The following is a 14116-nucleotide window of genomic DNA, read 5'->3' as shown; positions in this document are numbered from 1 at the left end:
GACGCGAGGGGGAACGAATGCGGCACGGTCGCAGAGACGGGTTCCGTGAGTTCGCGGCGGGCCGCTCGGGCCATCTGTACCGGTCGGCATGTCTGCTGGCGAGCGGGGACACCCATCTCGCGGAGGACCTGGTGCAGGAGACCCTGGGCCGGATGTACCTGCACTGGGGGCGGATCTCCCGTATCGACAATCCGGCGGCGTACGCGCAGACGGTGCTGGTACGGGCCTTTCTCACGCACCAGCGCCGCCGGTCGGCGGGGGAGCGCCCGGTCGGGGGGTTCCCCGACTCGGGTGCGCCGCCGGCCGCGGGCGGTGGCGCCGATCCGGAGCTGCGGCTGACGCTGCTGGAGGCGCTGGGGCGGCTGGCTCCCAAGGACCGGGCGGTGCTGGTGCTGCGGTACTGGGAGGACCGCAGCGTCGAGGAGACCGCGGACGCGATGAACGCCAGCTCGGCGGCGGTCCGTACCCGGACCTCGCGGGCGCTGGCGCGGCTGCGGGAGCAACTGGGCGGGAGCCTCACCGCGTTCGCGGACCTCTGAGGGCGCCGGTCCGGCCGGGCGCGTCCGGGCGGGCGCGTCCGGACGGGCACGACCGGCCGGACCGGGTCTCCGGGTCCCGTTCCTTCTCATCCCTCACCCCAATCCTTGAAACGGAAGGTCTGCTTCCCCATGCCCTTCGAAGATGAACTCGGCGTAGCCCTCCGGCGTGCGGGGGACGGTTTCACAGCCGATCGGGACGCCCTCGCGGAGGCCGGCGAGCAGCGCGGCCGACGGCTGCTGGTGCGCCGCCGGGCCGCCGTGGCCGGCGGATCGGTGCTGGCCCTGGCCCTGATCGCGGCGGCGGGCGCCTACTCCGCCGGCCTGCTCGACGGCAACGCAGGCGCCACCTCGGTGTACGTCGCGGCGCCGCCGACCCCGACCGGCGACGACAAGGGGCCCCGGGCCGGCTCCGGCAGCGTCACGGCCGAGCAGATGATCGCGAACCTGCGGGCTCTCCTGCCCGGTGGGCAGCTGACCGGGCCGGTCGGGCGGGGGAGCGACGACCAGGTGCCGACGGCCTCCGGCGTGTACGACGACGGGAAGGGCAAGGCGGCCGTCAGCGTCAGCCTCAGCCGGGTGGCCCCGTACGGCAGCGAGGCCCGTGCGGCCGGCGAGTGCGGGGACAAGAACCTGGAGCAGTACGACTTCTGCCGGACCGAGCAGTTGGCGGACGGTTCGACGGTGATGCTCCACAAGGGGTACGAGTACACGGACCGGCGGGAGGACACCAAGCTCTGGCGGGCCGTGCGCGTGACCCCGCAGGGCTTCATGGTCGAGGCGAACGAGTGGAACGCCCCCGCCGAGAAGGGGGCGGCCGTCTCCCGGAGCAACCCGCCGCTGCCGATCGACCAGTTGAAGTCCCTGGTCACCTCGGAGGTGTGGTACCCGGCGCTGAAGGACCTGCCGGCGGCCGAACCGGAGGCGGGGCCGGGATCGGAGGCCGCGACCGGGTCGTCGGCCGCGCTGCGGGACCGGCAGGCCGTGGAGGCACTGGAAGACCTGCTGGCCGGGCTGGGCGTCAGGATCCCGGTCGTCTCCAGGGGCGGGGAGGGGCGCTACGGCTACGTCGTGTTCGACGACGGCAAGGGCAAGTCCCTGCTCCAGCTCAACGTGAGCGAGGACCGGGACTCCGGCCACTCCGGCTTCACGGGCCCGAACCTGCCCCCGCTGGCGGACGGCACCCTGGTGCGGGTCACGCAGGGGCCCGGTGAGAAGGGCAAGGGCGTGACCGAGTGGAAGGTGGACACGATCCGCACGGACGGGCTGCGGGTGACGGTCTCCGCCTTCAACACCGCCGACCAGAACGGCACGGCCACCCGGGAGGAGCCCGCGCTGACGCTGGACCGGCTGAAGGAGCTCGCGCTCGCCCCGGGATGGAACCGGACCCGGAGCTAGGGACGAGTGATTCCGACGTCTTCCGGGCCCTGCCCGGCCGCTATTTGGCGTCGGCGTAGCACTCCACGACCGCCGTGGTGAACGGGAACCGGACCGGGGTGTCGCCGAAGGCGATCCGGCCGGCCCGGTCGCCGGCGGCGCGGATCGCCTCCACGACGGCCCCGGCCTCCTCGGCCGGGCAGTGCACGATCACCTCGTCGTGCTGGAAGAACACCAGCTCGGCCCGCATCCCGGCGGTCGCCTGCCGCAGGGCCGCGAGCAGCAGCAGGGCCCAGTCGGCGGCGCTGCCCTGGACCACGAAGTTACGGGTGAACCGGCCGCGGGCCCGGGAGTTGGTGGAGGCGTAGCTCGGGGTCCAACCGTCGCCGTCCCCGTCCTGGGGGATCCCGGCCTCGCCCCCGCCCGGGTCGCCGTCGCCCGCCCTGTCGTCGTCGCGGGCGGAGACGGGCGGCGGACAGGTGCGGCCGAGCCAGGTCCGTACGAGCCGGCCCTCCTCGCCCGCCTTCGCGGCGTCGTCCACGTACGCCACGGCCCGGGGGAAGCGGCGGCGGAGCGCGGCCAGGTTCTTCAGGCCGTCCCCGGAGGTCTGGCCGTAGACGGCGCCGAGGACGGCGATCTTGGCCTTGTCCCGGTCGCCGGAGAAGCCCTGCCGGGAGACGGCGGTGTAGAGGTCCTCCGGCCGCCCCGCCACCTCCATGAAGGCGGGGTCGCGGGAGATCGCGGCGAGCACGCGCGGTTCCATCTGGTCGGCGTCGGCCACGACGAGCCGCCAGCCCGGGTCGGCGACCACGGCCCGGCGGATCACCTTGGGGATCTGCAGGGCGCCGCCGCCGTTGGTGACCCAGCGGCCGGTCAGGGTGCCGCCGGGGATGAACTCCGGGCGGAAGCGACCGTCGTGGACCCAGTCCGCGAGCCAGCTCCAGCCGTGGGCGGTGTAGATCCGGTACAGCTTCTTGTACGCGAGCAACGGCTCCACGGCGGGGTGGTCCAGCTCCTGGATCTCCCACCGGCGGGTGGACTTGAGTTTGATCCCGGCCTCGGCGAAGGCCTTGATGACGTCGGCCGGCAGCTCGGGACGCACCCGCCTGCCGAAGGCGGCCGAGACGCGGTCGGCCAGCTCGGCGAGGCGCCGGGGCTCCCCGCCGCCCGCGTACCGCTCGCCGAGCAGTTCGGTCAGCAGGGCGCGGTGCACGTCGGCCCGCCAGGGCAGGCCCGCGCGGTTCATCTCGGCGGCGACGAGGAAGGCCGCGGACTCGGCGGCGGTGAGCAGCCGCATCCGGTCGGGGTGGGCGGTGGCGCCGAGCCGTTTCGCCTGGTCGGCGTGGACGGCGAGGAGGGCGTCCAGGGGGACGGGGGTCGGCTGCGGCTCGAAGAGGGAGTCCTGGGTGCGGGGCTCGGCGGCGCGCGGGCGCGGATCGGGGGGTACGGGGGCGTCGGTGAGGCGGGCCCAGGCGGCGGCCGCCGAGCGGGGCTCGCCGAAGCGGCCCTCGTGGGCGAGGAGCAGCAGCTCGGCGGCCTCGATGTCGTGGCAGCGCTCGACGCGGGCGCCGGCCGCGAGCAGGCGGGGGTACACGGCGGCGGTGGACCGCCAGACCCAGCGGGTGCCGGGCGGGGCGGCACGGACCGCGTCGGCGGGGTCGCGGACGCGGAGCCGGGCTCCCTCCGCGGGGGGTACGGGGGCCGCGTGCCACCAGCCGTCGGCGTCCTCGGCGAGGGCCCAGCGGGGGGTGGGGTCGCTCATGGGTGCGAGTGTCCCACCGGGGTCTGACAGGGGGGTCCCGCCGGGCCGGGCGGGTGCGGCGACGTTGCCGGGGGCGTTGCCCCCGGGCCCCCGCGCCTCAAACGCCGGCGGGGCTGGGTTGGCCGAGCGGGGGTGGGTTGGCCGGGCGGGGATGGGTTGGCCGGGCGGGGATGGGTTCGCCCGGCGGGGCTGGGGTGGGGACATGCCAAGCTGGGAGGTGTGAGAGAGCTTGCCGAGATCGTGGATCGGGCCTTTGCCGCCGCCCTCTATGCCCAGGACGATGCCGGGCTGGACACCGGGGCCTCCCTGCTCGTCGCCGATCAGGGGCGGTGGGGCGGGGTCGGGCGGGAGTTGCTGGCGCGCGGGGAGGCGTACGTACGGCAGGGGTGGGAGCGGGGGTGGCAGCCGGCGGACGTGCTGCGGCTCGTCCGGCGGGACCTCGACGAGCGGCACCTGCGGATCACCGGTGACCTGATCGCCGCCGAGGCGCGCCGCTACGCGCGGCTTCCGGAGCGGTGGACCGACGCCGAGGTGTGGTGGACCGGCGACGACACGTACGCCGAAGGGCTCGCGCAGCGGGAACGGGCGGACCGGTTCACGCTGGCCACCGCCTTCCTGGAGGTGCTGCGGCTGCTGATCCGGCTGCCCTCCATCGAACCGGTGGGTCCGGTTCCCGGGGACCCGGCTGCCGACGCCCTGGAGCACGCGCACATCGAGCCGCGCATGCTGGGACGGATCCGGGCGCTGCTCGCCAAGGCCGAGGCGACCACCTTCCCGGAGGAGGCGGAGGCGCTCAGCGCCAAGGCCCAGGAGCTGATGGCCCGGCACACCGTGGACGAGGCGCTCCTCGCGGCGAGCGGCAGGGGACCGGCTCAGGTGCCCGGTGCCTGCCGGATCGGGGTGGAGCCGCCGTACGAGGAGGCGAAGGCGGTGCTGCTCGACGCGGTGGCCACCGCGAACCGTTGCCGGGCGGTGTGGAACAGCGGGTTCGAGTTCTCCACGGTGGTCGGCTTCGAGAGCGACCTGGAGGCGGTCGAGCTGCTGTACACCTCGCTGCTCGTCCAGGGCACGGCGGCGATGACCCGTGCCGAGGCCGCGCAGCGCTCGGGCGGGCGTAAGCGGACGAAGACCTTCAGGCAGTCCTTCCTGCTCGCCTACGCCAGCCGGCTCGGCCACCGGCTCGCCGAGACGGCCGAGCACACGGCGAGCGAGGCCCCGGACAACCTGCCCGCGCTCGTGGCGCGGGACGTCGCGGTCACCTCGCGGGCGGACGAGATGTTCCCCCGCACCACGACCACCCGGCTGCGCGGCGCCACCGACCACGCGGGCTGGGAGGACGGCACGGCCGCCGCCGACCGCGCCCACATGGGCGGCAGGCGCAAACCCCTGCCCCGGTAGCCGGGGGGGCGGAGGCCCTTCGTCCGCAAGGGCGGACCTGTCTGTGATCAATGGAGCACCCCGCGTGCACGTGCATCTGCCCGTGCAGGCGCCATTGAACACAGCTATGATCCGGAGGAGTTGACATCTGCACTATCGGGGGCTTCCTGTGGACCACGCGTACAACGGGATGGCAGCTGCAGAACTCGCTTCCTTGTTTGAGCTGACGTGGCAGAAGAGCAGACACAGCAACTCGCAGGGTTCCTGCGTGGAGTTCGCGAGGCTGCCGGGAGGCGACGTCGCCATGCGCAACTCGCGCTTTCCGGACGGACCGGCGCTCGTCTACACGCCGGCCGAGATAGAGGCCCTGCTCCTGGGCGTCAAGGACGGCGAGTTCGATCACTTGATCGGCTGACGGAACGGCGCATTCATCAAGCCATGCACGTGCACTGGCCGGGACCGATCGCAGTGATCGATCCCGGCCAGTTGTCCTGTGTCCGCCTCTTGCGCGGGCGGCTCAGTCGTGGAGCAGGAACAGCGCCCAGACCACCTTGCCGGTGAGCCGCCCCGCGAGCGGGTGCCAGCCCCAGCTGTCGCTGTACGAGTCCACCAGGAACAGCCCGCGCCCGGACTCCAGGTCGAGGTTCTCCTCCGTGCGCTCCGGCGAGAAGGCCCCGCCGGGCCGGTCCTCGCTGGGGTCGCGCACCGCGCACACCAGCCGGGTGCTCCACCGCATCAGGTGCAGCCGTACCGGCGGCTCCGGCTCGGCGTCCGCGCACCGCGCGTCGTCCGGCAGGGCATGGCGCAACGCGTTGGTGACGAGCTCGGAGACGACGAGGGACACATCGTCGAAGCGGTCGTCGAGGCCCCACTGGCAGAGCGTCGAGCGGGTGAAAGTGCGCGCGCCCCGCACTGCGTCGAACCGTGCGGGCAGAGCGCAGGAGGCGGACCCGGAGACAGCCGTGGGGTCGACCGGGGGAAGCCCCTGCCGTAACGGCTCGAGCATGGTCGATCCATTCGTCCCCATGCGAGGCACTCCCGGGATTCGCGGACGAAGCGGCGGCTTTGTCCAAAGAGAACTGCGGGGTGGGTCCGGCGCCGGCGCGAAGAGCACGCAGGTGCGCGGGGACCATCGTTCCGAATGCGCGAGCCGGATGCAAGGGCAGATGCACGTGCACGCGCCGGACCTGTCCCCTCCCGTGACGGTTCTTGCTCATTTCTTCCTACGCATACTTACGGACTTCTTTTCCCGGAGACGGGATTCCGTTACAGAACGAGTACGAGCCGATGCGTTTTGGTGGCAGACTGCGGCCCCTGGGGTACGGGGGCCCCGCGACGCACGCGCACACCACGCGCACGCCAATGCGATGGGGAGGGCAGTACTAGTGACCGCAGAAGCAAGCGGTTCTGTGGTGCGCCGCATCCTCCTGGGCTCCCAGCTCAGGCGACTCCGAGAATCCCGCGGCATCACCCGTGAGGCGGCCGGCTACTCGATCCGCGCATCCGAATCGAAGATCAGCCGCTTGGAGTTGGGAAGGGTGAGCTTCAAGGCAAGGGACGTGGAGGACCTCCTGACGCTCTACGGGGTCACGGACACCGCGGAGCGCGAGTCCCTGCTGGGACTGGTGCGCGAGGCCAACGCGACGGGCTGGTGGCACAGTTACGGCGACGTGCTGCCGGGCTGGTTCCAGACGTACATCGGCCTGGAGGGCGCCGCCTCGCTCATCCGGATCTACGAGGTCCAGTTCGTCCACGGCCTGCTGCAGACGGAGGCCTACGCCCACGCCGTCGTCAGCCGCGGCATGCCCGGTGCCACCGCCGCCGAGATCGACCGCCGCGTGGCCCTGCGCCTGGAGCGGCAGAAGGTCCTCGTCTCCGAGAACGCCCCGGTCTTCCACGCCGTCCTCGACGAGGCCGCGCTGCGCCGCCCGTACGGCGACCGCAACGTCATGCGCGGTCAGTTGGAGCACCTCATCGAGGTCTCCCAGCGGCCCAACGTGCAGCTCCAGGTGATGCCCTTCTCCTTCGGCGGCCACGCGGGCGAGAGCGGAGCCTTCACCCTGCTGCGCTTCCCCGAGTCCGACCTCCAGGACATCGTCTATCTGGAACAGCTCACCAGCGCCCTCTACCTGGACAAAGACGAGGAAGTGGGCCAGTACGGGCGGGCGATGGAGCGGCTCCAGGCCGACTGCCCCGACCCCGGCGGGACCAGGGATCTTCTCCGTGGCCTGCTCCAACTGTCTTGATTCGCACGTAGTATGACGTCTGATCAGTGCATGATGACCGATCGGTCTCCGGTGCAGCGCACGGGTGCGCGCTCGCAGTAAGGGATGGCATGTCCATATTCAGCGACCTGGCTCACCAGTACATCGACGGCGAATGGCTGGCCGGCACCGGTTCGTGGGACATCATCGACGTCAACCCGTACAACGGGGAGAAGCTCGCGGCCATCACCGTGGCCACCGTCGAGCAGGTGGACCAGGCCTACCGCGGCGCCGAGCGCGCCCAGTCGGAGTGGGCGGCCACGAGCCCGTACACCAGACGCGCGGTCCTGGAGCGTGCCCTGCGGATCACCGAGGAGCGCGAGAAGGAGATCGTCGAGGCGATGATCGACGAGCTCGGCGGGACGCGTCCCAAGGCCGAGTACGAGGTGTACCTCGCGAGGGAGTTCATCCGCGAGTCGATCCAGCTGGCCGTCCGGCCCGAGGGCAGGATCCTCGCCTCGCCGGTCGAGGGCAAGGAGAACCGCGTCCAGCGGCTCCCCGTCGGCGTCGTCACCGTGATCAGCCCCTTCAACTTCCCCTTCCTCGTCACCCTGAAGTCGATCGCCCCGGCGCTGGCGCTGGGCAACGCGGTCGTCATCAAGCCGAACCAGAACGCCCCCGTCGTGGGCGGCGGCCTCATAGCCAAGATCTTCGAGGACGCGGGACTGCCGGCCGGCCTGCTGAACGTCCTGGTCACCGACATAGCCGAGATAGGCGACGCACTCCTGACCCACCCCGTCCCCAAGGTCATCTCCTTCGCGGGGTCGGACCGGGTCGGCCGGCACGTCGGGGCGGTCGCCGCCCGCCACTTCAAGCGCACGGTCCTCGAACTCAGCGGCAACAGCGCGCTCGTCGTCCTCGACGACGCCGACCTCGACTACGCGGTGGACGCGGCCGTCTTCAGCCGCTTCGTCTACCAGGGTCAGGTCTGTATGGCCGCCAACCGCATCCTCGTCGACGCCTCCATCGCCGAGGAGTTCACGGAGAAGTTCATCGCCCGCGTGCGCGGCCTGAAGACGGGCGACCCGCACGAGGCCGACACCCACATCGGCCCGCTGATCAACTCCTTCCAGGCCGACGCGCTGACCGCCCTCGTGGACCAGGCCGTGGAATCCGGGGCGCAGGCGCTCGTACGAGGATCTACGCGCGGCAACCTCGTCGAACCGACCGTGCTCGCCGGACTCCCCGAGGACTCCCCGCTGCTGGGCCAGGAGATCTTCGGCCCGGTGGCCCTGCTGGTGGTCTTCGACGGCGAGGACGAGGCCGTACGGCTGACCAACGCGACCCCGTACGGACTGAGCGGCGCCGTCCACACCCGGGACGTGGAGCGGGGCGTCCGCTTCGCGCAGCGCATCGAGACGGGCATGATGCACGTCAACGACTCCACGATCGGGGACGAACCGCTGGCCGCGTTCGGCGGTGAGAAAGCCTCCGGCCTGGGCAGACTCAACGGCGAGGCCACGATCGAGGCCTTCACCACCCAAAAGTGGATCTCCGTGCAGCACGGACGGAGCCGCTTCCCGTTCTAGACTCAGCCGGGCGTACGGCATGCGTCCGGGGGAGATCAGCGTTGAGCAACATACCGGAGACCGGCCGGACCCCTCGGGTCCAGAACCGGCTCGTCGTCATCCAGATCGTGGTCTTCTCGCTGCTGCTCACCCTGGGCGGCCGGCTCTGGTACCTCCAGATACGCAACGGCCAGGAGTACACGGACGAGGCGAAGAACAACCACGTCCAGCAGGTGGTCCAGCCCGCCGTCCGCGGCTCGATCCTCGACGCGCGCGGGGTCCCGCTCGCCGACAACGCCACCCACCTCGTGGTCTCCGCCAGCCGCACCGAGCTGCTGACGATGAAGGACAAGGGCAAGTCCGTGCTGACCCGGCTCGCCGGGGTCCTCGGCATGGACCCCCAGGAGGTCGTCGACAAGGTCCGGCTCTGCGACGCCAAGACGAAGCAGCCCTGCTGGAACGGGTCGCCGTACCAGCCGATCCCGGTCAGCAACGAGGCGACCACCGAACAGGCCCTGCAGATCCGCGAGCACCCCGAGGACTTCCCGGGCATCACGGCCGAGGCGACCGCCCTGCGCCGCTACGCAGCCCCGGACGAGGCCAACACCTCCCAGGTGCTCGGCTACCTCTCGCCGGTCACCGACGAGGAGATCGCCAAGGCCAAGAAGTCGGACTCGCCGTATCTGCGCTCCGACCAGGTGGGCCGCTCCGGCCTGGAGCGCACGTACGACAAGGAGCTGCGCGGGAAGGCGGGCATCACCCGCTACGAGGTGGACAACCTGGGCCGGGTCATCGGGCAGGGCGAGACCGACCCGGCGCAGCCCGGCTCGAACATCGTGACGTCGATCGACTCGCGGGTGCAGGCGGTGGCCGAGCGCGAGCTGAACCACGCGATGGTCGAAGCCCGCAAGACGTACGACAAGAACACCCGCAGGAACTACGAGGCCGACTCGGGCGCCGTCGTGGTGATGGAGACCAAGACGGGCCGCGTCGTCGCGATGGCCTCGAACCCGACCTACGACCCGAACGCCTGGGTGGGCGGGATCTCCGCCAAGGACTACGCCGGCCTCACCGACAAGGAGTCCAACTATCCGCTGCTGAACCGGGCCATCCAGGGCCAGGCGGCGCCGGGCTCCATCTTCAAGGTGGTCACCTCGACCGCGGCGGTCAATGCCGGGTACCCGTTCGACAACCGCTACCCCTGCCCCAGCTCCTACTCGGTCGGCAGCCAGACCTTCACGAACTTCGAGTCGCAGGGCCACGGTGACATCACCATCGGCCGGGCCCTGGAGGTCTCCTGCGACACGGTCTACTACGCCCTCGCCGACCAGGAGTGGAAGAAGGACGGCGGCATCAGGCCGAAGAAGGACCCGAACGACTGGTTCCTCAAGACCGCGCACGAGTTCGGGCTGGGCAAGCGCACCGGCATCGACCTGCCGAACGAGGTGCCCGGCCGGGTCCCCGACCGCAAGTGGAAGCAGGACTTCTTCGAGGCGAACAAGGACGCCTGGTGCCGGGACGGCAAGAAGAACGGCAGCTTCGCCGAGAAGATCGCCTACGAGAACTGCCGGCAGGGCAACCAGCTGCGCGAGGGCGACGCCATCAACTACTCGATCGGCCAGGGCGACACCCTCGTCACCCCGATCCAGATGGCCTCCGTCTACGCGGCCATCGCCAACGGCGGCACCCTCCACCAGCCCAGCGTCGGCAAGGCGATCGTCAGCGCCGACGGGAAGTCGGTCCAGGAGATCGCGCCGAAGGAGCAGGGCAAGCTGCCGATGGACCGCAAGACCCGCGACGACATCGACGAGGCCCTCGCCGGTGTGGCCACCAACGGCAGCGCCGCCTGGCGCTTCGGTGGCTGGCCGCAGAAGCAGATCCCGATGCACGCCAAGACGGGCACGGCCGAGGTCCAGGGCAAGCAGACCACCTCGTGGTTCGCCTCCTACACCGAGGACTACGCGATCGTCATGACGATCTCCCAGGGCGGCACCGGATCGGGTGCGTCGGGACCGGCGGTCCGCAGCATCTACGAGGCGATGTACGGGCTGGACCCGACGGGCAGGCAGGACCTCACCAAGGCGCTGCTCCCGAAGCCCGCCGAGGAGCTGCCCGCGATTCGGCCGGACGGGGAGATTTCCCCGAACTGAGCGGCCATCTAGGACAGGAGCTGACCGCAAGGCTCCGTAGCGTGTGAGGTGTCGGGGGGAGGGCCCTCGGCACTCCACACGAAGAGGCGGTCCGGTCATGGCCCAGATTTCCACCGAGGTGCCCGGCGACGAGCGCGGCACGCTCCTCGCCTTCGTCGAGGCCCAGCGGGTCGCGCTGCGCGAGGCGGCGCAGGGGCTGACGGAGGAGCAGGCGGCGAGCCGCCCCAGCGTCAGCGAGCTCTCCCTGTCGGGGCTCCTCAAGCACGCGGCGGACTGCGAGCTGTCCTGGCTGCGCCTGGCGCAGCAGGCGCCGAACGAGCGGCAGCGCGGCGAGGAGAGCTGGGCCGAGGCCTTCCGGCTGGTCGAGGGCGAGTCCGTGCCGGACGTACTGGCCTTCTGGGACGGGGTGGTGAAGGAGACGGAGGCCTTCATCGCGGCCGTGCCCAGCCTCGACGAGACCTTCCCGCTCCCGCCGGCGCCCTGGTTCCCCAAGGACGCCAGGGTCTCGATGCGCTGGATGCTCCTGCACCTGGTGGAGGAGTTCGCCCGGCACGCGGGCCACGCGGACATCATCCGGGAGTCCCTCGACGGCACCCGCGCCATGGGCTGAGGGTCCGGCCACTAGCCTGGCCGCATGTCAGCGATCAGGCTTCTCGTCCTCGGCGCGGTCCGCCAGCACGGGCGGGCGCACGGGTACCAGGTGCGCAACGACCTGGAGTACTGGGGCGCGCACGAGTGGTCCAACACCAAGCCCGGCTCGATCTACCACGCGCTCAAGCAGATGGCGAAGCAGGGCGTCCTGCACGCCCACGAGGTGGCGCCGAGCGCGGCGGGCGGTCCGCCGCGCACGGAGTACGAGGTGACGGACGCGGGCCGCGAGGAGTACTTCAAGCTGCTCCGCGAGGCCCTGGCGGCCTTCGACCAGAAGACGGACCTCCTCTCGGCGGCGATCGGTTTCATGGTCGACCTGCCCCGGGCGGAGGTCCTGGCCCTGCTGGGGGAGCGGCTGGAGAAGCTGGCGGCCTGGCGGACGTCGGTGACGGACTACTACACGCCCGAGGAGGGCCCCCAGGCGCTGGGACACATCGGCGAGATCATGCACCGCTGGGTCCATTCCGCGGACGCCGAGGCGGAGTGGACCCGTGGGCTGATCGCCCGGATCGCGGGCGGCGCGTACTCCTTCGCGGGTGAGGGCGGCGACCCGTTCGTGGGGGTCCTGGCGGACGGCCAGGAGAATCCGTACGCCTGATCGGCCGTAATCAAGTTTGACTAGCCTGGTTTCGGGTAGTACCTTGGCGCAGCCTGCTACTCAAATTTGACTAATGAGCTGAGCGTGAGGAGTTGGAAGCGCGTTGGCGATCTTCGTCGAAGGTGTCCACAAGCGGTACGGCGACAAGTCGGCCCTGTCCGGGCTGGACCTGGAGGTGACACGCGGCACGGTGCACGCCGTGCTCGGCCCCAACGGGGCCGGGAAGACCACGGCGGTCCGCGTCATGACCACCCTGCTCCGGCACGACGAGGGCGTGGTCCGGGTGGCCGGCCACGACGTACGGAAGGACCCGGCGGCCGTCCGCGCCCGGATCGGGCTGCTCGGCCAGCACGCGGCGCTCGACGAGGAACTGTCCGGGCGGCAGAACCTGGAGATGTTCGGCCGCCTCCACCACCTGGGCGGGCGCCGGGCCGGCCTGCGGGCCGACGCGCTGCTGGACCGCTTCGGCCTCGCGGACACCGGCCGCAAGCCGGTCAAGCAGTACAGCGGCGGCATGCGGCGCCGGCTCGACCTCGCGGCGTCCCTGATCACCGAGCCCGAGGTGCTCTTCCTCGACGAGCCGACCACCGGGCTCGACCCGCGCGGCCGCGCCGAGGTGTGGAGCGCGGTCCGCTCACTCGTGGGCGGCGGCACGACCGTCCTGCTGACCACGCAGTACCTGGAGGAGGCCGACCAGCTGGCCGACCGCATCGCGCTGATCGACGCCGGGCGGGTCGCGGCCGAGGGCACGGCCGACGAGCTGAAGTCCCGCGTCGGGCCGGACCGGATCGTCGTGGTCCTGCGCGACGCGGCGCGGCTCGCGCAGGCGGCGGCGCTGCTGCCGGACCCGACCGTGGACCCGGACTCCCTCACCCTGGGCTTTCCGGTGGAGGACCGCATGGCGGGCCTGGCCCTGACCCTGCGCGCGCTGGAGGGGGCGGGCATCGAGGCGGCGGACCTCTCGGTCCGGCGGCCCACGCTCGACGAGGTCTTCCTGCACCTGACGGACCGTACGAACACCACGGAGGTGGCCGCATGACGCCGCACACGACGTCCGCGGCGGGCTGGGTGGCCGTGGACTCCTGGACGATGACCCGGCGCGAGCTCGCGCACTGGGCGCGGCAGCCGGTGCAGGTGGTCGTCGGACTGGTCTTCCCCGTGATGCTGCTGCTGATGTTCGGCTTCCTGGTCGGCGGCGGACGCGGGATCGACGGCGAGTACGTCGAGTTCCTCGTGCCCGGCATGTTCGCGCTGACCATGGCCTTCGGACTGGAGGCGACGATGACGGCGGTCACCCAGGACCTGGGCAAGGGGGTGATCGACCGCTTCCGTGCCATGCCGATGTCCTCCGCGGCGGTACTGGTCGGCCGCAGCGCGGCGGACATGCTCCAGTCGGCCGTGGGGCTCGCGGTCCTGGCGGGCGTCGGCCTGCTGCTCGGCTGGCGCTGGCACGGATCCCCGGCGGCCGCGCTGCTGGCCTTCGTCCTGCTCCTGCTGCTGCGCTTCGCGATGCTGTGGATCGGGATCTTCCTGGGCATGGTCGCGGGCCGGCCCGAGATGGTGCAGGCGGTGCAGATCCTGGTGTGGCCGGTGGGTTTCCTCTCCAACGCCTTCGCCACGCCGCAGGCCATGCCGGGCTGGCTGGGGACGGTGGTGGAATGGAACCCGATGTCGGCGACGGCGACGGCCGTGCGCGACCTGTTCGGCAACCCGGCGGCGGCCTCCCCGTCCTGGGCCTGCGACCATGCCGCCCTGCTCGCCGTCGGGTGGCCGGTCCTGCTGCTGGCGGTCTTCTTCCCGCTGGCCGTGGCGAGGTTCCGCGGCCTGAGCCGGTAGGCCCGGGGCGCGGACTTGCACCTCACGCCACGTGAGGGACCACAGTGAAGGGCGTAC

At 71.6% G+C, this 14116-nt stretch carries 12 protein-coding genes and 1 pseudogene; 11 read left to right on the top strand and 2 right to left on the bottom strand.

What is annotated here, in order from left to right; all coding sequences use genetic code 11:
- The first annotated feature begins 17 nt into the window (after positions 1-17).
- Together ACZ6JT_RS17915 and ACZ6JT_RS17910 are read left to right on the top strand one after the other, a co-directional pair.
- Positions 18-539 carry a SigE family RNA polymerase sigma factor gene (locus ACZ6JT_RS17915; RefSeq protein ID WP_469210843.1) on the top strand — a complete coding sequence of 174 codons (522 nt, stop codon included), beginning with the start codon at positions 18-20 and terminating at the stop codon, positions 537-539.
- A 129-nt stretch (positions 540-668) separates the two neighbouring features.
- Positions 669-1934: a hypothetical protein gene (locus ACZ6JT_RS17910; protein ID WP_469210841.1), complete on the top strand. Its 1266-nt coding sequence runs from the start codon at positions 669-671 to the stop codon at positions 1932-1934.
- A gap of 40 nt (positions 1935-1974) precedes the next feature.
- Here the strand turns inward: ACZ6JT_RS17910 and ACZ6JT_RS17905 are convergent, their stop codons facing one another.
- A complete protein-coding gene (locus ACZ6JT_RS17905; protein ID WP_469210839.1) occupies positions 1975-3675 on the bottom strand; it encodes a bifunctional 3'-5' exonuclease/DNA polymerase in 1701 nt (566 codons plus the stop codon).
- A gap of 219 nt (positions 3676-3894) precedes the next feature.
- Here ACZ6JT_RS17905 and ACZ6JT_RS17900 point away from each other — a divergent pair, with 219 nt between their 5' ends.
- The gene (locus ACZ6JT_RS17900) at positions 3895-5073 is read left to right on the top strand and encodes a DUF2786 domain-containing protein (RefSeq protein ID WP_376619293.1); all 1179 of its coding nucleotides are present in this window, start codon (positions 3895-3897) and stop codon (positions 5071-5073) included.
- 148 nt (positions 5074-5221) lie between these two features.
- Complete coding sequence (locus tag ACZ6JT_RS17895) at positions 5222-5467, top strand: DUF397 domain-containing protein (protein ID WP_069920830.1); 246 nt, start codon at positions 5222-5224, stop codon at positions 5465-5467.
- Positions 5468-5569: 102 nt separating this feature from the next.
- Here ACZ6JT_RS17895 and ACZ6JT_RS17890 read toward each other — a convergent pair whose 3' ends face one another.
- On the bottom strand, positions 5570-6058 hold the full coding sequence (locus ACZ6JT_RS17890) for an ATP-binding protein (RefSeq protein ID WP_469210837.1): 489 nt from the start codon (positions 6056-6058) through the stop codon (positions 5570-5572).
- A 361-nt stretch (positions 6059-6419) separates the two neighbouring features.
- Between ACZ6JT_RS17890 and ACZ6JT_RS17885 the strand changes: the two genes are divergently transcribed.
- The 7 genes and pseudogenes from ACZ6JT_RS17885 to ACZ6JT_RS17855 all read left to right on the top strand — a co-directional run bounded on the left by ACZ6JT_RS17885 (position 6420) and on the right by ACZ6JT_RS17855 (position 14059).
- A complete protein-coding gene (locus ACZ6JT_RS17885) occupies positions 6420-7298 on the top strand; it encodes a helix-turn-helix domain-containing protein (protein ID WP_469210835.1) in 879 nt (292 codons plus the stop codon).
- Between the two features lie 89 nt (positions 7299-7387).
- On the top strand, positions 7388-8845 hold the full coding sequence (locus ACZ6JT_RS17880; protein ID WP_469210833.1) for an aldehyde dehydrogenase family protein: 1458 nt from the start codon (positions 7388-7390) through the stop codon (positions 8843-8845).
- A 41-nt stretch (positions 8846-8886) separates the two neighbouring features.
- Positions 8887-10962: pseudogene (mrdA, locus tag ACZ6JT_RS17875) on the top strand (penicillin-binding protein 2); the annotation flags it as partial.
- A 109-nt stretch (positions 10963-11071) separates the two neighbouring features.
- Positions 11072-11584 carry a DinB family protein gene (locus ACZ6JT_RS17870; protein WP_469210832.1) on the top strand — a complete coding sequence of 171 codons (513 nt, stop codon included), beginning with the start codon at positions 11072-11074 and terminating at the stop codon, positions 11582-11584.
- A 24-nt stretch (positions 11585-11608) separates the two neighbouring features.
- Complete coding sequence (locus ACZ6JT_RS17865) at positions 11609-12223, top strand: PadR family transcriptional regulator (protein ID WP_469210830.1); 615 nt, start codon at positions 11609-11611, stop codon at positions 12221-12223.
- 103 nt (positions 12224-12326) lie between these two features.
- Positions 12327-13262, top strand: coding sequence for an ATP-binding cassette domain-containing protein (locus tag ACZ6JT_RS17860; RefSeq protein WP_469210828.1), 936 nt, complete (start codon positions 12327-12329; stop codon positions 13260-13262).
- Positions 13259-14059, top strand: coding sequence for an ABC transporter permease (locus ACZ6JT_RS17855; protein ID WP_469210826.1), 801 nt, complete (start codon positions 13259-13261; stop codon positions 14057-14059). Before ACZ6JT_RS17860 ends, ACZ6JT_RS17855 begins: the two co-directional genes overlap by 4 nt.
- Positions 14060-14116 lie beyond the last annotated feature (57 nt).

It is taken from the genome of Streptomyces sp. NPDC046308 (assembly GCF_055588065.1).
This window is presented reverse-complemented; position numbering and strand designations above follow the sequence as displayed.